Raw genomic sequence first — 20,987 nt, 5'->3', positions numbered from 1 at the left:
TCGCGCCCCACGTGTACGGAGGCTGAGACGCGGACGCCCCCACCCCGCCCACCACGCCCCCGCAGGGGGAGCCAGGTGAGGGGGCGCCCCCTCACCTGCCGTTGAACGCGTCCTTGAGGCGGCTGAACAACCCCTGCTGCCCCGGCTGGAACTGCCCCAGCGGCCGCTCCTCGCCCCGCAGCTTCGCCAGCTCCCGCAGCAACCGCTCCTGCTCCGGATCCAGCTTCGACGGCGTCTGCACCTCGACGTGGACGATGAGGTCACCACGGCCCCCGCCCCGCAGGTGCGTGATGCCGCGCCCGTGCAGCGGGATCGACTGCCCGGACTGGGTCCCGGGGCGGATGTCGACCTCCTCCATCCCGTCCAGCGTCTCCAGCGGCACCTTCGTGCCGAGCGCGCCCGCGGTCATCGGAATCGTCACCGTGCAGTGCAGATCGTCGCCGCGCCGCTGGAAGACCTGATGCGGCACCTCGTGGATCTCGACGTACAGATCACCGGCAGGGCCGCCACCGGGCCCGACCTCGCCCTCGCCGGCGAGCTGGATGCGGGTGCCGTTGTCGACACCGGCGGGGATCTTCACGGTCAGCGTACGACGCGAACGCACCCGGCCGTCGCCCGCACATTCCGGGCACGGCGTCGGGACGACGGTCCCGAAGCCCTGGCACTGCGGGCAGGGACGGGACGTCATGACCTGGCCCAGGAAGGACCGGGTGACCTGCGAGACCTCACCGCGGCCCCGGCACATGTCACATGTCTGCGCCGAGGTCCCCGGCGCCGCGCCCTCGCCCGAGCAGGTCGTACACACGACAGCGGTGTCGACCTGGATGTCCTTCGTCGTGCCGAAGGCCGCCTCGTTGAGGTCGATCTCCAGCCGGATCATCGCGTCCTGCCCGCGCCGCGTCCGCGACCTGGGCCCTCGCTGGGACGCCGTGCCGAAGAAGGCGTCCATGATGTCCGAGAAGTTCCCGAAGCCGCCCGCGCCGAAGCCTCCGGCACCCGCGCCGGCGCCGCCGGACGCGGACAGCGGGTCGCCGCCGAGGTCGTAGACCTGCTTCTTCTGCGGGTCGGACAACACCTCGTAGGCGGCGTTGATCTCCTTGAAGCGCTCCTGCGTCTTCGGGTCCGGATTCACATCCGGGTGGAGCTCCCGAGCCAGCCGCCGGAAAGCCTTCTTGATCTCGTCCTGCGAGGCGTCGCGACGCACACCGAGTACGGCGTAATAGTCCGTGGCCACTACGACTCCGCCAGGATCTGTCCGACGTAACGTGCCACTGCGCGTACCGCTCCCATCGTTCCGGGGTAGTCCATGCGGGTCGGTCCGACCACGCCGAGTTTGGCGACTGCCTCGTCGCCCGAACCGTAGCCGACCGCGACGACGGACGTGGAGGTGAGGCCCTCATGGGCGTTCTCGTGCCCGATCCGTACGGTCATGCCCGAGTCCTTGGCATTGCCGAGCAGTTTCAGCAGCACCACCTGCTCCTCCAGCGCCTCCAGTACGGGCCGGATCGTGAGCGGGAAGTCGTGTGCGAAGCGCGTCAGATTGGCGGTGCCGCCGATCATCAGCCGCTCCTCGGTCTCCTCCACGAGGGTTTCGAGAAGAGTCGAGAGCACGACGGAGACGGTACCCCGGTCGTCGAGTTCGAACGACTCGGGGAGGTCCTGCACCAGCTGCGGCACGTCCGTGAACCGGCGGCCCACCACCCGGCTGTTCAGCCGGGCCCGCAGATCCGCCAGCGAGGTCTCGCCGAACGGAGCCGGGCAGTCCACATGCCGTTGCTCGACCCGCCCCGTGTCCGTGATCAGCACGAGCATCAGGCGTGCCGGAGCAAGTGACAGCAGCTCCACGTGCCGCACGGTCGAGCGGGTCAGCGACGGGTACTGGACGACCGCGACCTGGCGGGTCAGCTGCGCGAGCAGCCGTACCGTACGGGCCACCACGTCGTCGAGGTCGACGGCTCCGTCGAGGAAGTTCTGGATCGCCCGCCGCTCGGGCGTGGACAGCGGCTTGACGCCGGCCAGCTTGTCGACGAAGAGCCGGTAGCCCTTGTCCGTCGGGATCCGTCCGGCGCTGGTGTGGGGCTGGGCGATGAACCCTTCCTCCTCCAGCACCGCCATGTCGTTGCGCACGGTGGCGGGCGACACACCGAGCTTGTGGCGCTCGGTGAGGGCCTTGGAGCCGACGGGCTCCTCGGTGCCGACATAGTCCTGGACGATGGCGCGCAGGACCTCGAGTCTGCGTTCGCTGAGCATCGCGCGCACCTCCAGCTGATCATCGGCGGGTTGGTCGGTCTTGCCTTGCCGTTCGGCCTTGCTGCTCGGCCTGGTCGCTTGGCACTCACTGCTTCGGAGTGCCAGCCTTCCCCGGGCCAGTGTACGGCCGGTGGGTACGCCCCGAGCAAGGGCGGCCGGGCACCCTGTCGAAGGGACGCCGCTGGTCGCCCGGGATAGCGTCGCCGTATGGACGTCGCTTGGGAAGACTTCGGCTGGGAACGGCTCGCCGACGGCGTCGGCCGGCGCCGCCTGCCGATCTGGGACGCGACGGCCGGAGTTGTGGTCGGGAACGACTCGGTCCTCCTGTACGACACCGGCTCGACGCTCCGCGAGGGCGTCGAACTCCGGGCCCAGGTCCAGACCCTCCTCAGCGGCCGTCGTGTGACCCATATCGCGCTCAGCCACCCGCACTTCGATCATGTCCTCGGCACGGCGGCGTTCTCGGCGGCGCACGTGTACGGCGCGGTGGGCGTCGACGACCTGCTCGTCCGGGACCGGGACGTGCTGCGCGACGACGCCATCCGCCACGGGGTGGCGCCGGCCGACGCGGCGCAGGCCACGGATGTGCTGGTGCCGCCGCAGCATGTCGTCTCCGGCGAGTGGACGCTGGACCTCGGCGGCCGGCAGGTCCTGCTCGCGAACGTCGGCCCGGGCCACTCGGGCCACGACCTGGCCCTGCTGGTACCGGGCACGGCGACCGAACCGGAGGTCGTCTTCTGCGGCGACCTCGTGGAGGAGTCCGGAGACCCCCAGGCGGGCCCGGACGCGATCCCCTCCCGCTGGCCGGCGGCCCTGGACCGGCTGCTCTCGCTGGGCGGGGAGGACGCGGTGTACGTACCGGGGCACGGGGCGGTGGTGGACGCCGCATTCGTACGCGCCCAACGGGACGAGCTGGCCCGGCGGTTCACGGTGTCGTAGCGTCTGCCCAATGCGCAGCTACAACCCGGACCTGACCCCGCCGTGGAAGCGGTCCGCCCCCGTTCCGGAGGTTCCTGCCGAGCCGGACCTGGTCGTCGAGGAGGTCACCACCGGGTTCTGCGGCGCGGTGATCCGCTGCGAGGCGGGGACGGTGACGCTGGAGGACCGCTTCGGCAAGCACCGGGTGTTCCCGCTGGAGCCGCGCGGCTTCCTGCTGGAGGACAAGGTCGTCACTCTCGTCCGGCCCGCATCCGGCGCTCCCGCACGGCCCACCCGTACCGCCTCCGGCTCGGTCGCGGTGCCCGGCGCCCGCGCCCGGGTGGCCCGCGCGGGCCGCATCTACGTGGAGGGCCGTCACGACGCGGAGCTGGTCGAGAAGGTGTGGGGCGACGACCTGCGCATCGAAGGCGTGGTCGTCGAGTACCTGGAGGGCATCGACGACCTGCCGTCGATCGTCGCGGACTTCTCCCCGTCGGCCGACGCCCGCCTGGGCGTGCTGGTGGACCATCTGGTCCCGGGCTCGAAGGAGTCCCGTATCGCCGCGTCGGTCACGGACCCGCACGTCCTGGTGGTCGGCCACCCGTACATCGACGTGTGGGAGGCGGTGAAGCCCTCCTCGCTGGGCATCCCGGCCTGGCCCTCCGTCCCGCACGGCCAGGACTGGAAGACGGGCATCTGCCGCGCCCTGGGCTGGCCGGACAACACGGGGGCGGCCTGGCAGCACATCCTGTCGCGGGTCACCAGCTACAAGGACCTGGAACCGGCGCTGCTGGGGAGGGTGGAAGAGCTGATCGACTTCGTGACCGGGTAACCGTTGTGGGCAGTCGCTCCGCTGGGGCGCAACGGCAGCGGGTGCCGTCGACGTGCCCCCGGGCCCGGAGGCCCGGTCCGTCCGGCCGCGTGGCCGCTCAGTCGACCAGGTCCCGGACCACCGCGTCCGCCAGGAGCCGCCCGCGCAGGGTGAGGACGGCGCGCCCGTCGTCGTACGGCCCGGCCTCCAGCAGCCCGTCCGCCAGCGCGCGGCGCGACGCCGCGAGCCCCTCCGGCTTGAGGAGCGACAGCGGACACCCCTCCCGCAGCCGCAGCTCCAGCAGCACCCGCTCCACGCGCCGGTCCTCCTCCGCCAGGACCTCCCGCCCGGCCCCGGGCGAGCGCCCCTCCCCCAGCGCTGCCGCATACGCGCCGGGATGCTTCACGTTCCACCACCGCACCCCGCCCACATGGCTGTGCGCGCCCGGCCCGGCGCCCCACCAGTCGGCCCCGCGCCAGTACAGCTCGTTGTGCAGACAGCGCCCCGCCGCCGAGGTGGCCCAGTTCGACACCTCGTACCAGTCGAAGCCCGCCCCGGACAGCACCTCGTCGGCGATCAGATACCGGTCCGCGTGCACGTCGTCGTCCGTCATCGGCACCTCGCCGCGCCGGATCCGCCGCGCCAGTTGCGTGCCCTCCTCCACGATCAGCGCGTACGCGCTCACGTGGTCGGGCCCCGCCCCGATCGCCGCGTCCAGCGACGCCCGCCAGTCGTCGTCGCTCTCGCCCGGCGTGCCGTAGATGAGGTCCAGGTTGACGTGCTCGAAGCCCGCCGCCCGCGCCTCCGCGACGCACGCCTCGGGCCGCCCCGGAGTGTGCGTGCGGTCGAGCACCTTCAGTACGTGCTGCCGGGCGCTCTGCATCCCGAAGGACACCCGGTTGAAGCCCCCGGCGCGCAGCTCCGCCAGATACGCGGGGTCCACGGACTCGGGGTTCGCCTCCGTCGAGATCTCGGCGTCGTCCGCGAGACCGAACTCGTCACGCACCGCCCCGAGCATCCGTACGAGATCGGCGGCGGCGAGGAGGGTGGGTGTACCGCCGCCCACGAAGAGCGTCCGCACCGGGCGGGGATCGTCGCCGAGGACCTTGCGGGCGAGCCGGATCTCCTCGATCAGCGTGTCCGCGTAGTTGTCGCGGGACGCCAGCACGCCGCCGCTGCCGCGCAGCTCGGTCGCCGTGTAGGTGTTGAAGTCGCAGTAGCCGCAGCGGGTGGCGCAGTACGGAACGTGCAGATAGAAGCCGAGGGGCCGGTCGCCGGCGCCCGTGAGGGCGTGCGCGGGCAGCGCCCCGTCGAGGGGCATGGGCTCGCCATCAGGCAGTACGGAGGGCATACGCCCCATTGTCCGCTACGTGCGGAGCGTGCCGGACAGCTGCGTTCGCCGGACATCCCGGCGTTCAGCGGGCAGCCGGCGCTCACGGCCGGCAGGCGTTCAGCGCGCCTGCAGCACCAGCAGCGCGAGATCGTCGTCCGGCGGGGCGTCCGCGAAGGTGTGCACGGCCTGCCTTATCCGGTCGGCGACACCCTGGGCCGTGAGCCCCACGCATTCCGTCAGCGCCCGCGCCAGCCCGTCGCCGTCGTCGAACATGCGCTGCCCGGAGCGCCGCTCGGTGACCCCGTCCGTGACGCAGAGCAACGTGTCGCCCGGCTCGAGGTCGAAGGTCTGGCTCTCGTACGCGGCGTCCTCGACGACTCCGAGGAGCAGCTGCGACGCGGCGGCCGGGCGGACCGTGCCGTCCGGGCGCAACAGCAGCGGGAGCGGGTGGCCGGCGCAGGCGAGGGTGCAGCGGACGCCGACGCCGTCGGGGAGCGGGGTGAGCTCCCCGTACAGGAGGGACAGGAAGCGCGACTGAGGGCCGTCGTGCGTGCCGTGGTGGGCGCTCGCGGTCGCGGGGCCCGCGACCATGAGTGCCGCCGCCTCGGCGGCCTCCATGGCGTCGTCGAGGAGCAGCCCGTTGAGCCGGTCGAGGACCTGGCCGACCTGGTAGCCCTCGCGGGCGAGCAGGCGCAGCCAGGGGCGGGCGAGGCCGGTGACGACGGCGGCCTCCGGGCCGCTGCCCTGGACGTCGCCGAGCATGAAGCACCAGCGGCCGCCGTTGCCCGCCGGGAAGATGTCGTAGAAGTCGCCGCCTGCGAGGCCCTCGTCGCTCGGCTCGTACACGAGGGAGCTGTCGACGCCGGGGATCTGCGCGACCTGGGCGGGCAGCAGCCCGCGCTGGAGCACCCGGCTGATGGTGGCCTGCCGGGTGTACGCGCGGGCGGCGCCGATCGCGAGGCCGACGCGGCGGGCGAAGTCCTCGATCAGCGCGGTCGCTTCGCCGGGGACGCCTGCGCGGCCGTCCGGCGAACCTTCGCGGCCGAGCAGCAGGGTGCCCACGGGCGAGGCGCCGGCGGTCAGCCGGACCGCGACGGCGGTCCGTTCCCGGGCCGGGGCGGCCTCGGGCGGCCATGCCACGGGGACGGTCACGGCTGCGCCGCGTGCGTCGTCCGCCGGCCGGGGCGGCTCCTTGGCCAGGACCGCGTGCAGGCTCTCGGTGGCGGACTCGTCCGCGTGCCAGACCTTGGCCAGCCTGGGCACGGGCCCCGTCTCGCCGTCCAGCCACACCGCGCACCAGTCGGCGAGCCGCGGCACCAGCAGCTGGCCGGCCAGCGCCGCGACCATGTCCTCGTCGAGCTGCCCGGCGAGCAGGTCGGACGCCTCGGCGAGAAACGACAGCGCCCCGCGGCCCGTCCAGTCCCGGTCGTCCCGCACGGCCCTGCGCGGCGCCGGGGCGAGGATCTCGGCGGCCCGCAGCCCGCGCTGTGCCATTCCCGCGGCCCCGCGCCCGTCGAGCGCCATGCGCGCCCACACCGCCTTCAGCCCCGGCCGGTAGGTGATCCCCCAGGACGCGGCCAGCGCGGCGACGAGCTGGAGCCCCCGCCCGTACTCCGGCTCCCCGGACGCGGCTCCCGGGTCCGGAGCGTCGCTCCGTACGGCCCGCGCCGGATGGTGGTCCGACACCTCGACGACCAGCGAGGCGGGATCGTCGTCGCTCGCCACGTCGAGCCGTACGGCCACCTCCACGGTGGTCCCCGCGTGGACGACTGCGTTGGTCACGAGCTCGCTCACGACGAGCACGGCGTCGTCGGCCAGCCGGTCCGCACCTCGCGTGGCCACCATCCCGAGCCGCGTCCAGTCGGCGAGCGCCGCCCGCACGAACCGCCGCGCGGCGGAGGCGGCCAGCGGATTGCCGGGCAGGCTGGTGTGCGCCGCGGCCCGCGCGTCGCCGCGCGGCGAGATGAGGTGCACCGACCGGTGAGTGGTCTCCTGCTGCATCGGAACAGACCCCACGCTGCGGCTCCTGTCCGGCTCTGGCGTCGCCCCACGGGCGACTGATGACACGGACAGAGTGACAGAAAGAGGCCGCCCGTAAGCGGCGAGTCATCGAACTCGGAGGTCACGGCCCTACCCCGGAGGTGGTACGCGGGCCGCCGAGGCGGCCCGAAACGCGCTGGTGCGCGCACGGGGAGAGTGCTTGGATCCACGCCGCACGCCACCGCGCCTCGCCACCGCGGACGGCAGCAATCGCGGACGGCAGCGACCGCGGACTGCGGGCTGCGGGGCCGCACGGCGACATCGGCACGGGGCGAGCCGGTGTCGCACCGTGCCACGACGAAGAAACCCCCGCGCGGGGCTCCCAGGGGCCGTACGGGGGTCGGCTGCGGGCCGGGCCGGGCAGAGGACCACACCCCTGCGCCGCCCCGGCCCACGCGTTGCTGCGCCTTCCGCGTTTCTGTACTTCCGCGTTCCGCGTTTTGCGCTTCCGCGTTCCGCGTTTCTGTGCTTCCGCGGTTCCGTGCCTCGCGCGTGGCTACGCCTCTCGCGAGCCCTCGTACATCGACTCGATGAGGTCCTTGTACTCGCGCTCCACGACCGGCCGCTTCAGCTTCAGACTGGGCGTCAGCTCGCCGTGCTCGATGTCGAGGTCACGCGGCAGCAGGCGGAACTTCTTGATGGTCTGCCAGCGCTGCAGGCCCTCGTTGAGGCGCTTCACGTAGCCCTCGATGAGCTGTTCGGTCTGCGGGGCCGCGACGACCTCGGCGTAGGGCTTGCCGTCGAGGCCGTTCTCCTTGGCCCAGCCGAGGATGGCCGGCTCGTCCAGGGCGATGAGGGCGGTGCAGAAGTTCCGGTCCGCGCCGTGGACCAGGATGTTGGAGACGAACGGGCAGACGGCCTTGAACTGGCCCTCGACCTCGGCCGGGGCGATGTACTTGCCGCCGGAGGTCTTGATGAGGTCCTTCTTGCGGTCGGTGATCTTCAGATAGCCGTCGGCCGACAGCTCGCCGATGTCACCGGTGTGGAACCAGCCGTCGGACTCCAGGACTTCCGCGGTCTTCTCCGGCAGCCCGTGGTAGCCCTGCATGATGCCGGGGCCGCGCAGCAGGATCTCGCCGTCGTCCGCGATACGGACCTCACAGCCGGGCACGGGCTTGCCGACGGTGCCGGTGCGGTAGGCCTCGCCCGGATTGACGAAGGAGGCGGCGCTGGATTCCGTCAGGCCGTAGCCCTCCAGGATGTGGATGCCTGCGCCGGCGAAGAAGAAGCCGATCTCGGGCGAGAGGGCCGCGGAGCCGGAGACGGCGGCGCGCAGCCGGCCGCCGAAGGCCTCGCGGAGCTTGGAGTAGACGAGCGCGTCGGCGATCTTGTGCTTGGCGGTGAGACCGAAGGAGGCCGAAGCCGTGCCGGTGCGGCGGAAGTTGTCCTGCGACTCCTTGGCGTACGCGCGCGCGACCCCGGCGGCCCACTGGAAGATCTTGTACTTGGCGGCGCCGCCTGCGCGGGCCTTGGCGGCCACGCCGTTGTAGACCTTCTCGAAGATGCGGGGCACGGCAGCCATGTAGGTCGGCTGGACGACCGGCAGATTCTCGATGATCTTGTCGACGCGGCCGTCGACGGCGGTGACATGGCCGACCTCGATCTGGCCGGAGGTCAGCACCTTGCCGAAGACGTGGGCGAGCGGCAGCCACAGGTACTGGACGTCGTCCTGGGTGACGAGGCCGGTCGCGGCGATCGCCTTGGCCATGTACGACCAGTTGTCGTGCGGCAGGCGGACGCCCTTGGGGCGGCCCGTGGTGCCCGAGGTGTAGATGAGGGTGGCGAGCTGCTCGGAGGTGATCGCCTCGACCCGCTCCTTGACCGCGCTCGGATGCCTGGTGAGGTGGTCCGCGCCGCGCGCCTCGAGGTCGGCGAGGGAGACCACCCAGCCCTCGGGGTCGCCCTCGGCCGGCTCGGCGGCGGCGGGGTCGATCACGACGACGTGCTGGAGGTGCGGCAGCTCGGTGCGCTTCTCGCGGGCCTTGGCCAGCTGGGCCGCGTCCTCGGCGACGAGCACACGGCTCTCCGAGTCGGAGAGGATGTACGCCGACTCCTCGGCGTTGGTCTGGGGGTAGACGGTCGTCGTGGCCGCTCCCGCGCAGAGGATGCCGAGGTCGGCGAGGATCCACTCCACCCGGGTGGAGGAGGCGAGCGCCACCCGCTCCTCGGGCTGCACGCCCAGGTCGATCAATCCGGCCGCAATGGCGTACACGCGCTCGGCGGCCTCGCCCCAGCTCAGCGACTTCCACTCATCGGGCCCCTGACCGGTGGCGGAGGGGACCGGGTAGCGGTACGCCTCCGCATCGGGAGTCGCCGCCACGCGCTGGACGAAGAGGGTCGCCACGGAGGGCGGTCGGTTCTCGATCTGGGTCTGTGTGTCGGTCACGACATCCTCCGGGCCTGCTGCGGCGTTGCTGCACGACTGGCTTTGACTGCACGACTGACTCTGATTGCACGACTGGTCACAGTTGTTTAACTCACGAGTAACCCTCGAGCGAGATCAGGGTAGAGCGCCGTGCTCCGCCACGTAAGAGGCTGCGGGCTGCCGCTTGATAACGAAGGAGCCCCCGCGCCGCAGCGCAGGGGCTCCCGGGATGGATCAGGCAAATGGGGCGCTTGGTGCTTCTGGGCTACCGCGCCGCTTCCGCTTCGCCACTTCTGCGAAGCTTTCCCGTCGTTCCGCTTCCCGTCTTCGCCCGTACTCCTGCTTCCTACTTCTTCGCCTTGCTGCCGGCGGAGTCGTCGCTGGAGAGCACCGCGATGAAGGCCTCCTGCGGAACCTCCACAGAACCGACCATCTTCATCCGCTTCTTGCCCTCCTTCTGCTTCTCCAGCAGCTTCCGCTTACGGGAGATGTCACCGCCGTAGCACTTGGCGAGGACGTCCTTGCGGATGGCGCGGATCGTCTCGCGGGCGATGACCCGGGAGCCGACGGCCGCCTGGATGGGCACCTCGAAGGCCTGCCGCGGGATCAGCTCCCTGAGCTTGGCGACGAGCCGCACGCCGTACGCGTACGCCGCGTCCTTGTGCGTGATGGCGGAGAACGCGTCCACCTTGTCGCCGTGCAGCAGGATGTCGACCTTGACCAGGCTGGAGACCTGCTCGCCGGTGGGCTCGTAGTCCAGGGACGCGTAACCGCGGGTCTTGGACTTCAGCTGGTCGAAGAAGTCGAAGACGATCTCGGCGAGCGGCAGGGTGTAGCGGATCTCGACCCGGTCCTCGGAGAGGTAGTCCATGCCGAGCAGCGTGCCCCGGCGGTTCTGGCAGAGCTCCATGATCGAGCCGATGAACTCGCTGGGAGCGAGGATCGTCGCCCGGACCACCGGCTCGTACACCTCATCGATCTTGCCCTCGGGGAACTCGCTCGGGTTGGTGACGGTGTGCTCGCTGCCGTCCTCCATGACGACCCGGTAGACCACGTTGGGCGCGGTCGCGATCAGGTCGAGGCCGAACTCGCGCTCCAGCCGCTCGCGGATCACGTCGAGGTGGAGCAGGCCGAGGAAGCCGACCCGGAAGCCGAAGCCGAGGGCCGCGGAGGTCTCCGGCTCGTAGACGAGCGCGGCGTCGTTGAGCTGCAGCTTGTCGAGGGCGTCGCGCAGCTCGGGGTAGTCCGAGCCGTCCAGCGGATAGAGACCGGAGAACACCATCGGCCTGGGGTCCTTGTAGCCGCCGAGCGCCTCGGTGGCGCCCTTGTGCAGGGTCGTGATGGTGTCACCGACCTTGGACTGGCGGACGTCCTTCACGCCGGTGATGAGGTAGCCGACCTCACCGACGGCGAGGCCGTCGGCCGCGAGCATCTCCGGGGAGTTGGTGCCGATCTCCAGCAGCTCGTGCGTGGCGCCGGTGGACATCATCCGGATGCGCTCGCGCTTGTTGAGCTGACCGTCGATGACGCGTACGTACGTGACGACGCCGCGGTAGGAGTCGTAGACGGAGTCGAAGATCATCGCGCGGGCGGGGGCGTCCTGGACGCCGACCGGGGCGGGAACGTCCTCGACCACACGGTCCAGCAGAGCCTCGACACCCAGGCCCGTCTTGGCGGAGACCTTCAGCACGTCCGACGGGTCGCAGCCGATGAGGTTCGCGAGCTCCTCGGAGAACTTCTCGGGCTGCGCGGCCGGCAGATCGATCTTGTTGAGGACCGGGACGATGGTGAGGTCGTTCTCCATCGCCAGGTAGAGGTTGGCAAGGGTCTGCGCCTCGATGCCCTGGGCGGCGTCCACCAGCAGGACCGTGCCCTCGCAGGCGGCGAGGGAGCGGGACACCTCGTACGTGAAGTCGACGTGGCCCGGAGTGTCGATCATGTTGAGGATGTGGGTCTTGCCCTGGCCCTCGCCCGTGGTGGGCGCCCAGGGCAGACGTACCGCCTGGGACTTGATCGTGATACCGCGCTCACGCTCGATGTCCATACGGTCGAGGTACTGAGCGCGCATCTGCCGCTGCTCGACCACACCGGTGAGCTGAAGCATCCGGTCGGCAAGCGTGGACTTGCCGTGGTCGATGTGCGCGATGATGCAGAAGTTGCGGATCAGAGCCGGGGCGGTACGGCTCGGCTCGGGCACATGGGTAGGGGTCGCGGGCACGCAGGGTCCTGATTCTTGAGCGCCGGGCGCTCGTGTCTCGGGTCGATGTCGGACGATGTCGGATCGATACGCAGTCTCCATCGTCCCATGGCTGCCGCCCGGTGCTCGGTTTGGGCCGGTCCGACGGCGACTGCTAGCCTGGGCAGCTGTGTCTCGTACGCCCTCTCGGCCGCGAGTCGCACCTCTGAAGATCATCGAACCTGAAAAGGCTCTTTCGTGGCGAACATCAAGTCCCAGATCAAGCGGAACAAGACGAACGAGAAGGCGCGCCTGCGCAACAAGGCCGTCAAGTCGTCGCTCAAGACCGCGATCCGCAAGGCCCGTGAGGCTGCCGCCGCGGGTGACCTCGAGAAGGCCACCGTGGCCGCTCGCGAGGCCTCCCGCAAGCTCGACAAGGCAGTCTCGAAGGGTGTCATCCACAAGAACGCCGCCGCCAACAAGAAGTCGGCGCTGGCGGCCAAGGTTGCCTCCCTCCAGGGCTGAGCACTCCCTGTAAGCCCGGGGGGTGACCCCCGGACCCCGGCAGAACCCCACGGGGTGACACGCCGGACGACTTGATCGCCGGAACGGACCAGACGGGCCCTCTCATCCGTCCCTGACCGGCACCCCCGGACTCGCACGCGGCCTGCGTTCGCCACGCGGGTGCGAGTCCACCGTCTTACGTCGAAGGCCCCGGCCTCGCCCTTCCCCAGGGCGACGCCGGGGCCTTCGACGTGTGCGCCTTGTGCGGGCGACGGGGTGCGGTCGGAGTGCGGGGCGGGGGCCGTGCAGGGTGCGTGGGGTGTGCGGGGCCGGGGCCGGGGCAGGGGCCGAGGGGCGTGTGCAGGGTGCGTGGGGTGTGCGGGGCCGTGCAGGCTCCCGACTCCGGATCGTGGCCCCTGGCGCAGGCAGGCGGCCGGAGCCACCGCCTAACGGCGCAGCCGCGCCGCCCTCGCCACCGTCACCACCGCTTTCTCCAGTGCGTACTCGGCGTCGTCGCCGCCCCCCTTGACGCCCGCATCCGCCTCGGCCACCGCCCGAAGGGCGATCGCCACCCCGTCCGGCGTCCAGCCTCGCATCTGCTGCCGGACCCGGTCGATCTTCCACGGCGGCATCCCGAGCTCGCGCGCAAGGTCGGCCGGCCGGCCGCCTCGCGCCGACGAGAGCTTGCCGATCGCCCGCACGCCCTGCGCCAGGGCGCTGGTGATCAGCACCGGAGCGACGCCGGTAGACAGGGACCAGCGCAGCGCCTCCAGCGCCTCCGCGGCACGGCCCTCCACCGCCCGGTCGGCGACCGTGAAACTGGACGCCTCCGCCCGCCCTGTGTAGTACCGGCCGACGACGGCCTCGTCGATCGTCCCCTCGACATCCGCCACGAGCTGCGACACCGCGCTCGCCAGCTCCCGCAGGTCGCTGCCGATGGAGTCCACGAGTGCCTGGCACGCCTCGGGCGTCGCGGACCGGCCCAGCGCGCGGAACTCGGACCGCACGAATGTCAGCCGCTCCGCCGGCTTCGTCGTCCTGGGGCACGCGACCTCACGTGCGCCGGCCTTGCGGGCCGCGTCCAGCAGGCCCTTGCCCTTGGCACCGCCCGCGTGGAGCAGCACCAGGGTGATCTCCTCGACCGGCGCGTCGAGATACGCCTTGACGTCCTTGATCGTGTCGGCGGACAGATCCTGCGCGTTCCGCACGACGACGACCTTGCGCTCCGCGAAGAGCGAGGGGCTCGTCAGCTCGGCGAGCGTGCCGGGCTGGAGCTGCTCCGGGGCGAGGTCGCGGACATCCGTGTCGGCATCGGCGGCCCTGGCGGCAGCGACGACCTGCCGGACGGCACGGTCCAGCAGCAAGTCCTCCTGGCCCACGGCGAGCGTGAGGGGGGCGAGGGCATCGTCGTTCGTGTTCTTCCTGGTGGCCATCGCGGTCCAGCATCGCACGGGGCACCGACACTCCGCGGTCCGCCGGTGGCCCCGGACGGTGCCCGGCCCCCGGCGCACCCTGTTCGCTACGGCGCCTCGCGCCAGCCGTCCCAGTCCGCCACGAACTCGTCCAGCTCGGCCGCGTCGAGCCGGCCCTCCGGGTCCTCCACGATGACCAGCCACTGGGCGTCCTCGGCGTCGTCCTCGCCGGCCAGCGCGTCCCGGAACAGCTGGGGCTCCTCGGGCACCCCGAAACGCTCCCCCACCGCCCCGGCCACCTCCTCCGCGGCGTCGCGGTCGGGCAGCACCAGCACATGTCTCACATCGTCCACCGGCCTATTGTGCCGGTGCCCCGCTGCCCGCCCGACGCACCTGGGGGACCCGGTCCAGCACCACACCGAAATGGTCCCGGTAGGCGGCCAGTACCTCCGTGTCGTCCCCGAGCTGCCGCTCCTTCCGCTCGCCGTGCACCGTCGCCACCAGCTTCCGGCCGGACAGGGTGATCCTGCCGTCCTCGGTGAGCCGGGAGCAGACGAGGGACTGCGTGAAGTGGGAGGCGGGCGAGGAGCGGTGGTACCAGGCACCCGCCTCGAAGTCCGCCAGCACACGCGGACGCCGGTCCACCCGGAACTGCGGCTTGCCGTCCCGCAGTACGTCGAGATCCCCCTCGGGCGCCTCGGCGATCCGGAACGTACCCGCCGGATCGCGCTGCTCGCCCCGCTCCTCCAGCAGGAGCGGGTGGCGACTGTGGTCGCCGAACCCCACGTCGGCCAGCCAGGGACCCGTGCCGTCCACGGTCTCCACGCGCAGGGTGAGGTGGTCGTACGGGATGCCGAGCCGCCCGTCCTTCCCGAACACCCGGCCCTGGAGCAGGGTGACGCCGAAGCCGAGGCCGCGCAGCAACGCCGCGAAGGCGCCGTTGAGTTCGTAGCAGAAACCGCCGCGACGGGCTTCCACGACCTTGTCGAGGAGCGGCTTGTCCTCCAGGACCAGGTTCTCGCCCAGATGGATCGAGAGATTCTCGAACGGTACGGAGAGCAGGTGCCGCAGTTGCAGATCGCGCAGCGCCTCGGCGTCCGCCCGCTCGGGGCGACTGGCTCCGATGCGGCGGAGGTAGGCGTCGACGATCTCCGGCGGCGGCGACTGCGGTGGGGTGTCCATGAACGCAGTCTTGCCGCAGACGCACGGATACGCCATGCGCCACTGGTCCTGGGCCGCTCGGCGGAGGGATCTCCGCCCGCCGCCCCCAGCGCGGCCTCCGGCCCGCGCCTGGCGTTGCGACGCGGTCCCCTGCTGCGTGGGTGTTCATCAGGATCGCTCCTTTCGTGGTGAAGCGGCCGACAGGAGAACGAGCAGGCCGGCCACTGCTCATGTGCGGTGGTCACTGCCCGGACGCGGCAGCGCCCCGCGCCACGGCGCGCAGCTCCTCGCCCGCCCCCGTCACCGCGATCGCTCCGTGCCTGTCCGTGCGGAGCACGGCCGCCCCATGGGCCCGCAGCGCGCCGACGGTACGGGGCGAAGGATGGCCGTACGGGTTGTCGTGTCCGCAGGAGATCAGGGCCAGCCGGGGCCGAATGGCCGCCAGCAGGCCGGGGTGCTGGAACGCCGAGCCGTGGTGGGCGACCTTGAGGACGTCCACCGGCGGCAGCGCCGGGTGGGCCCGTATCAGCCCCTGCTGGGCGGGCGGTTCGACATCTCCCAGGAGGAGCAGCGAGGGGCCCTCCGCGGCCCGCACGAGCAGCACCACGCTGGCGTCGTTCGGCCCTTCCGGCGGAGGCCCCGGCCCGGGCGCCGGCCACAGCACACGCCAGTCCAGCCGCCCCACGCGGCGCCGCTCCCCCGGCGCCGCGCGGACGACCGGCACCCCGGCCTCGGCCGCCGTGCGCCGCACGAACGCCGCCTGGTCGTGCGGCTCTTCGAGCGTCGTCGTCTGTACCGCGCCGACTGCCCTGCCACGCAGCGCCCCCGACAGCCCCGCCACATGGTCGGCATGAAAGTGCGTCAGCAGCAGGAGCGGAATGCGCGTGACGCCAAGCTCCCGCAGGCACCGGTCGGTGAGCAGCGGGTCCGGCCCGGCATCCACGACCACCGCCGTGCCGTCCCCCGCCGCGAGCACCGTGGCGTCGCCCTGCCCCACGTCGCACATCGCGAACGCCCATCCCGGCGGCGGCCACCCGGTGACGATCCGGGTGAGCGGCGCGGGGCGCACCACCGCCAGCAGAAGCAGCAGGGCACAGGCGGCGGCCGGCCAGGGGCGGCGGGCCAGCACGCGCACGGCCAGGACCGCCGCCGCGCTGACTGCGGCGAGCAGCAGCCCGCCGCGCCAGCCGCCCGGCCAGTCCACCTCGGCGCCGGGCAGCGCCGCGCCCGCCCGGGCGACCCCGGCGATCCACTCGGCCGGCCAGCCCGCGCACCGGGCCACCACCTCGGCCACGGGCATGGCCACCGGGGCCAGGGCGAGCGACGCGAAACCCAGGACCGTGGCGGGCGCGACCGCGAGCTCGGCGAACAGGTTGCAGGGGATCGCCACGAGGCTGACCCGCGCCGCGAACACGGCCACCACCGGGGCGCACAGCACCTGCGCCGCGGCAGCCGCGGCCAGGGCCTCCGCCGGCCGCCCCGGCACACCCCGCCGCCGCAGCGCCTCGCTCCAGCGCGGGGCGATGGTCAGCAGGGCGGTCGTGGCCAGCACCGACAGCAGGAAGCCATAGGTGCGGGCCAGCCACGGGTCGTACAGCACGAGCAGCAGCACCGCCCCGGCGAGGGCCGGAACCAGTGATCTGCGGCGGCCCGTCCCGACGGCGAGCAGGGTGATCAGGCCGCAAGCCGCTGCTCTGAGCACGCTCGGGTCGGGTCTGCACACCACCACGAAGGCGATCGTGAGCGCACCGCCGAGCAGCGCCGTCGTCCGGAGTGAGATGCCCAACCGGGGCGCCAGCCCGCCGCGTTCCGCCCGCAGGGCCGTGCCGGGAGGACCGATGAGCAGGAACAGGACGAGAGTGAGATTGCTGCCCGAAACAGCCAGCAGATGAGTGAGATCCGTCGCCTGGAAGGCGTCATGCAGCTCGGGCCCGATCCGGGAGGTGTCGCCGACGACCAGTCCGGGGAGCAGCGCGCGGGCGTCCGGTTCGAGTCCGTCGGTCGCCCGGCGCAGCCCGGCACGCAGCTTCCCTGCCGTCCGCTGCAGCTCCGTCGGCGGCCCGGTGACACGGGGCGGCCCGGCGCCCGGCACCCTCAGAACGGCGGCGAACCTGCCGTCCCCGTCCAGCGGCGGCTCCGACCTGGCGGACAGACCCAGCCGCGTCGAGGGCAGCAGCCGTAACCACTCCCCGGCCGCCGCACCCGGCCTCGCGATCACCAGGACCGGTGCCCTGGTGGCGACGGCGGATCCATCGGACCTGGTAACCCTGGTGACCTTCGCTTCCAGCGCGACCGCTGCACCCGCCATGTGGTTGCCCCGGACACGCGGACGGATCGTGCGCGGATCGCCCGTGACCGTCAACTCCACGATGAGTCGGCCGTACTGGCGGGCCGCATCCGGAACCGGCCCCCGGTACAGATCCGCCCCGCGCAGCCCGCCCGCCGCCGCGCCCGCGGCGGCGCAGAGGAGCACCGCGGCGGTCGCGACGCGGTTCCCCGAGCCGGGCCGAGATCGCCGTCGTACGGCACGCACCACCACAGGCACAAGGAGCAGCGCGGCCGAGGCGAGGCACAGCACCACCATCGTGGCCGGCCAGGGCGGCCGTGCGGTCAGGGCGACGGCTGCCGCACCCCATGCCGCCAGTGCGGGGAGGACCAGACGGAGGTCGAGCGGACCTTCCTGCCGGGGGTCGGACGCGCCGAGCCGGTGCCCGGCCGCGGTGTGAACGTCCGGGGGCGTCATGGCCGTACCAAGGTCTGAAGGTCCGCGAATCGGCGCTCGCCGATCCCCTTGACCTCACGGAGCTCGTCCACGGAACGGAAACCGCCGTGCTCGGTGCGGTAGTCGACGATGTGCTGGGCGAGCACCGGGCCGACGCCCGGCAGGGTGTCGAGCTGCTCGACCGTCGCGGAGTTCAGGCTGATCGGCCCGGCGGCCGGTCCGGTCGCGGCACCGCCCGCCGGGCCCGGAGCAGGCGTGCCCATCCCCGGAGGGGCACCCACGATCACCTGTTCACCGTCCATGAGCACCCTGGCCCGGTTGAGCCCGGTGATGTCCGTACCGGCCTTGACGCCGCCCGCCGCACGCAGGGCGTCGGCGACCCGTGAACCGGCGGGCAGTCGGAGCACTCCCGGCCGCAGCACCCTGCCGCTCACGTCGACGACGATCCGCGCGCCGGTCCCGGCCGGGGGCGGCGGTCCGGGCGAGGGCTCCGGCTCCGGCCCGACCGGCGCGGTCGGAGCCGGACGGCCCTCCCGGACCAGCTCCGGGGCCCGCACCGGCTCCGGCCGACCGGCCCAGAAGTGCTGCACGGCAAACCCGACGCCGACCACCAGCACGACCGCCAGCGCCGCCAGGGTCCTCGGCTCCAGGCCGCATCTCAGCTGGACCCACAGGGGCAGCCGCTCCCGCAGCGCGAGCCGTCCGCGCTCGCACACGGACAGCTCGGGCATGGACCGCCCCGGACCGTCCCGCTCGGGCTCAGACGGCCGGGGCAGCGACCGGGACCCTGCCGTCGTCTCTCCCGGTGCTCCAGGCGCGCGCGGCGCCACCTGTAGTGCCGGTCCTGCCTGCGCTCCCGGCTCTCCCTGCGCTCCCGGTGCCTCTCGACCAGGCGGGCCCGCCGACGCCGGCCCGTCGGCTGTGGCGCCAATGCCCGGCGCATGGAACAGCGCGTCCGCACGCCGCCGCAGAGCCGATGTCGATGCCGATGCCGACTGCGACGACCGGGACAGGGAGCGGGAGCGGGATCGGGATCGGGACGGCAACGGCAACGGCAACGGCGTCGCGTCCGGCGAGGGGATCGGCAAGGTGGCTGCCGGGCGTTGTCGTGTCGACCGCAAAAGCCGCCTGTTGTCACGGACACGGCCGTCCGAGGCCGGGGCACGGCCCGGCCCACTCGTCGCGGAGCGTGATCGGTACGTCATGCCACACGACGTTAGGCAGGTCCGCCCATGCCCGCCGAACAGCATCAATTCCTGTGGACGGCTGCCTCGTTGTGGACAACTCCGTCACCCGCAGGAGCGGCTCACCGCGGTGAGACCACGGCCCCGAGGAGCCCGGGCCCCGTGTGGGCGCCGATCACCGCGCCGACCTCACTGACATGCAGTTCCGCGAGGTTGGGCACCCGCTCGCGGAGCCGCTCCGCCAGGGCGGACGCCCGCTCGGGCGCGGCGAGATGGTGCACCGCGATGTCGACCCGGCCCGCGCCCGCACGTCCGGTGACGATCTCTTCGAGCCGGGCGATCGCCTTTGACGCCGTGCGGACCTTCTCCAGCAGCTCGATCCGGCCGCCGTCGAGCTGAAGCAGTGGCTTCACCGCGAGCGCCGAGCCGAACAGGGCCTGCGCCGCGCCGATGCGGCCGCCGCGGCGCAGATAGTCGAGGGTGTCCACGTAGAAGTAGGCGGACGTGCGCGCGGCCCGCTTCTCGGCGGCCGCCACCGCCTCGTCCAGCGTGCCGCCTCCATCCACCGCCTCCGCCGCGGCGAGCGCGCAGAACCCGAGGGCCATCGCGACCATGCCCGTGTCCACGACCCGCACCGGAACGGGGGCCTCGCGCGCCGCCAGCACCGCCGCGTCGTAGGTCCCGGAGAACTCGGAGGACAGATGCAGGGAAACGATCTCTGCCGCACCGGCCTCCGCCGTCGCCCGGTAGGTCGCGGCGAACGTCTCGGGGCTCGGCCGGGACGTGGTCACGGGACGTCGTTTCTGCAGCGCGAGCGCGAGTGAGCGGGCCGAGATCTCGGTGCCCTCCTCGAGGGCCTGGTCGCCGAGCACGACGGTCAGCGGTACCGCCGTGATGCCATGCCGCTCCATCGTCTGTGGCGGCAAGTAGGCCGTGGAATCGGTGACGATCGCGACATGGCGGGACATGAGCGGGAGGTTACCCGCAGGGGGCGCCGCACGGCAGCCCGACCCCGCGCTCCCGGTCGGGTTCCGCTCTGCGGACCCCTCCGCCAGGGGCGGGTCGTCCACCGCCTCCGAATCCTGCTCTCCGCCCCCGTACGTACCCGCAGCCCGGCACCGACACGCATTCCGTTTCCGCTCCGCGCCAACCGGGCTGCCGACTTTTTCGCTGCTCACGGGCAACGCTACCTGGCGCACGGGCGGCCACCGCCGCCCCGTCCCGCCGTCGCGCGGGTTCGTCAGTTCGTCGTCTCCGGGCGCGCCGACTTCTGCCACGAGTACGTCGACGGCCGGCGCGGATCGCGCGCGGTGATCGCCTGCGGCCCCGGTGCGTCGGCGTCGGGGCCCGCCGCCGGTGCCTGCGACGACGACGTCTCTGCTGCCGGTGCCGTACCTGGAGCCGGCTCGGGCGCCGGGTACGCCGCCGCGGGCTCCGAGGCGGACCCCGGTGCGGAAGCCGGCCCCGAGGCCGCTTCCGCCGCCCAGTCCGGCTCCGTCCTGGACCAGTCCCGCAGCGCCCCCGCCTCCACGTCGATCTGTGCGCTCAGCGCCTCCAGGTCGTCCTCCGCGAAGGCCCGCGCGCGGTCCCGGGCCGCCCACCGCAGCGACTCCGCGGAGTGCATGATCCGCTCCACCCGCTCGCGCAGCTCCGGCAGCCGCTCCACGATCCGGCTCCGGTCGGGCTCCCGCTCCAGCCGCCTCAGCTCGTCGTCCAGGTCACGCCCGTGCACGCTCAGCCGCTCGAAGAGACCCACCGACTCCTTCAGCGACGTGTCCTCGGCCACGCCCGCGGCCAGCGCGTCCTGTGTGGCCTTCATCGACGTCCGCAGGCGCAGTCGCAGCTGGGCCAGCTCGCCGGTCACGCCGGCCTGCCCGAGGCTCTTCGCGCGCAGTGTCGTGTCCTCGACCGTGCGACGGGCCTGGGTGATCGTCCGGTCGACACCGCGCTTGGCCGCACCGATCACCTTGACGCTCACGTACACCCCGAGCGCCACGAAGGCGACGAAGAGCAGCGCCAGGATGAGGATGACGGCTTCCATGGGGCGCCCTCCGGACTCGCGGGCCTGCGGCCCGTGCGGTGTGTTCCTCCACCGTAAACGCAAAGGGCAG

The 20,987-nt window shown here is 72.5% G+C and carries 16 protein-coding genes; 3 read left to right on the top strand and 13 right to left on the bottom strand.

All coding sequences use genetic code 11. The features are described 5' to 3' along the window. Positions 1-91: 91 nt before the first annotated feature. Together dnaJ and hrcA are read right to left on the bottom strand one after the other, a co-directional pair. Positions 92-1,234 (bottom strand): molecular chaperone DnaJ, encoded by a 1,143-nt coding sequence (gene dnaJ, locus ACWCP0_RS38055; RefSeq protein WP_351227476.1) that lies wholly within the window; start codon positions 1,232-1,234, stop codon positions 92-94. Continuing rightward, positions 1,234-2,250 carry a heat-inducible transcriptional repressor HrcA gene (gene hrcA, locus ACWCP0_RS38050; RefSeq protein ID WP_351227478.1) on the bottom strand — a complete coding sequence of 339 codons (1,017 nt, stop codon included), beginning with the start codon at positions 2,248-2,250 and terminating at the stop codon, positions 1,234-1,236. Before hrcA ends, dnaJ begins: the two co-directional genes overlap by 1 nt. A 207-nt stretch (positions 2,251-2,457) precedes the next feature. Here hrcA and ACWCP0_RS38045 point away from each other — a divergent pair, with 207 nt between their 5' ends. Next, positions 2,458-3,189: an MBL fold metallo-hydrolase gene (locus tag ACWCP0_RS38045; protein WP_451083312.1), complete on the top strand. Its 732-nt coding sequence runs from the start codon at positions 2,458-2,460 to the stop codon at positions 3,187-3,189. Positions 3,190-3,199: 10 nt separating this feature from the next. Next, positions 3,200-4,000, top strand: a complete 801-nt coding sequence (locus tag ACWCP0_RS38040; protein ID WP_451083311.1) for a DUF3097 domain-containing protein — start codon at positions 3,200-3,202, stop codon at positions 3,998-4,000. Positions 4,001-4,097: 97 nt separating this feature from the next. Here the strand turns inward: ACWCP0_RS38040 and hemW are convergent, their stop codons facing one another. From hemW to lepA, 4 genes are all read right to left on the bottom strand, one after another. Then, positions 4,098-5,330, bottom strand: a complete 1,233-nt coding sequence (gene hemW / locus ACWCP0_RS38035) for a radical SAM family heme chaperone HemW (protein WP_451083310.1) — start codon at positions 5,328-5,330, stop codon at positions 4,098-4,100. A gap of 99 nt (positions 5,331-5,429) precedes the next feature. Next, complete coding sequence (locus tag ACWCP0_RS38030) at positions 5,430-7,313, bottom strand: SpoIIE family protein phosphatase (RefSeq protein ID WP_451083315.1); 1,884 nt, start codon at positions 7,311-7,313, stop codon at positions 5,430-5,432. A 535-nt stretch (positions 7,314-7,848) separates the two neighbouring features. Beyond that, positions 7,849-9,738: an AMP-dependent synthetase/ligase gene (locus ACWCP0_RS38025; RefSeq protein WP_451083309.1), complete on the bottom strand. Its 1,890-nt coding sequence runs from the start codon at positions 9,736-9,738 to the stop codon at positions 7,849-7,851. Between the two features lie 325 nt (positions 9,739-10,063). Further along, entirely contained in the window at positions 10,064-11,935 is a 1,872-nt protein-coding gene (lepA, locus tag ACWCP0_RS38020; protein WP_451083308.1) for a translation elongation factor 4, read from the bottom strand. Between the two features lie 216 nt (positions 11,936-12,151). Here lepA and rpsT point away from each other — a divergent pair, with 216 nt between their 5' ends. Next, a complete protein-coding gene (gene rpsT / locus ACWCP0_RS38015) occupies positions 12,152-12,418 on the top strand; it encodes a 30S ribosomal protein S20 (RefSeq protein WP_351227490.1) in 267 nt (88 codons plus the stop codon). A gap of 425 nt (positions 12,419-12,843) precedes the next feature. Here rpsT and holA read toward each other — a convergent pair whose 3' ends face one another. The 7 genes from holA to ACWCP0_RS37980 form a co-directional block, all read right to left on the bottom strand. Beyond that, on the bottom strand, positions 12,844-13,830 hold the full coding sequence (gene holA, locus ACWCP0_RS38010; RefSeq protein ID WP_451083307.1) for a DNA polymerase III subunit delta: 987 nt from the start codon (positions 13,828-13,830) through the stop codon (positions 12,844-12,846). An 86-nt stretch (positions 13,831-13,916) separates the two neighbouring features. Next, positions 13,917-14,162 carry a hypothetical protein gene (locus tag ACWCP0_RS38005; protein ID WP_451083306.1) on the bottom strand — a complete coding sequence of 82 codons (246 nt, stop codon included), beginning with the start codon at positions 14,160-14,162 and terminating at the stop codon, positions 13,917-13,919. Between the two features lie 4 nt (positions 14,163-14,166). After that, positions 14,167-14,991, bottom strand: a complete 825-nt coding sequence (locus ACWCP0_RS38000) for an arylamine N-acetyltransferase family protein (protein ID WP_451083305.1) — start codon at positions 14,989-14,991, stop codon at positions 14,167-14,169. Positions 14,992-15,211: 220 nt separating this feature from the next. Next, positions 15,212-17,713 carry a ComEC/Rec2 family competence protein gene (locus tag ACWCP0_RS37995; RefSeq protein ID WP_451083304.1) on the bottom strand — a complete coding sequence of 834 codons (2,502 nt, stop codon included), beginning with the start codon at positions 17,711-17,713 and terminating at the stop codon, positions 15,212-15,214. Then, positions 17,710-18,423: a helix-hairpin-helix domain-containing protein gene (locus ACWCP0_RS37990; RefSeq protein WP_451083303.1), complete on the bottom strand. Its 714-nt coding sequence runs from the start codon at positions 18,421-18,423 to the stop codon at positions 17,710-17,712. The genes ACWCP0_RS37995 and ACWCP0_RS37990 overlap by 4 nt, the downstream gene beginning before the upstream one ends. A gap of 575 nt (positions 18,424-18,998) precedes the next feature. Beyond that, on the bottom strand, positions 18,999-19,844 hold the full coding sequence (locus ACWCP0_RS37985) for a DegV family protein (protein ID WP_451083302.1): 846 nt from the start codon (positions 19,842-19,844) through the stop codon (positions 18,999-19,001). A gap of 272 nt (positions 19,845-20,116) precedes the next feature. Beyond that, positions 20,117-20,917 carry a hypothetical protein gene (locus ACWCP0_RS37980; RefSeq protein WP_451083301.1) on the bottom strand — a complete coding sequence of 267 codons (801 nt, stop codon included), beginning with the start codon at positions 20,915-20,917 and terminating at the stop codon, positions 20,117-20,119. Positions 20,918-20,987: the final 70 nt, after the last annotated feature.

The sequence above is a fragment of the Streptomyces sp. NPDC001970 genome, assembly GCF_053594115.1.
This window is presented reverse-complemented; position numbering and strand designations above follow the sequence as displayed.

Coding starts and splice junctions, on each gene's coding strand:
- ACWCP0_RS37985 (WP_451083302.1), bottom strand. CDS start 19,844: ATGTCCCGCCATGTCGCGATCGTCACCGATTCCACGGCCTACTTGCCG.
- ACWCP0_RS38030 (WP_451083315.1), bottom strand. CDS start 7,313: ATGCAGCAGGAGACCACTCACCGGTCGGTGCACCTCATCTCGCCGCGC.
- ACWCP0_RS38045 (WP_451083312.1), top strand. CDS start 2,458: ATGGACGTCGCTTGGGAAGACTTCGGCTGGGAACGGCTCGCCGACGGC.
- ACWCP0_RS37990 (WP_451083303.1), bottom strand. CDS start 18,423: ATGCCCGAGCTGTCCGTGTGCGAGCGCGGACGGCTCGCGCTGCGGGAG.
- ACWCP0_RS38000 (WP_451083305.1), bottom strand. CDS start 14,991: ATGGACACCCCACCGCAGTCGCCGCCGCCGGAGATCGTCGACGCCTAC.
- ACWCP0_RS37995 (WP_451083304.1), bottom strand. CDS start 17,713: ATGACGCCCCCGGACGTTCACACCGCGGCCGGGCACCGGCTCGGCGCG.
- ACWCP0_RS37980 (WP_451083301.1), bottom strand. CDS start 20,917: ATGGAAGCCGTCATCCTCATCCTGGCGCTGCTCTTCGTCGCCTTCGTG.
- hemW (WP_451083310.1), bottom strand. CDS start 5,330: ATGCCCTCCGTACTGCCTGATGGCGAGCCCATGCCCCTCGACGGGGCG.
- hrcA (WP_351227478.1), bottom strand. CDS start 2,250: ATGCTCAGCGAACGCAGACTCGAGGTCCTGCGCGCCATCGTCCAGGAC.
- ACWCP0_RS38040 (WP_451083311.1), top strand. CDS start 3,200: ATGCGCAGCTACAACCCGGACCTGACCCCGCCGTGGAAGCGGTCCGCC.
- holA (WP_451083307.1), bottom strand. CDS start 13,830: ATGGCCACCAGGAAGAACACGAACGACGATGCCCTCGCCCCCCTCACG.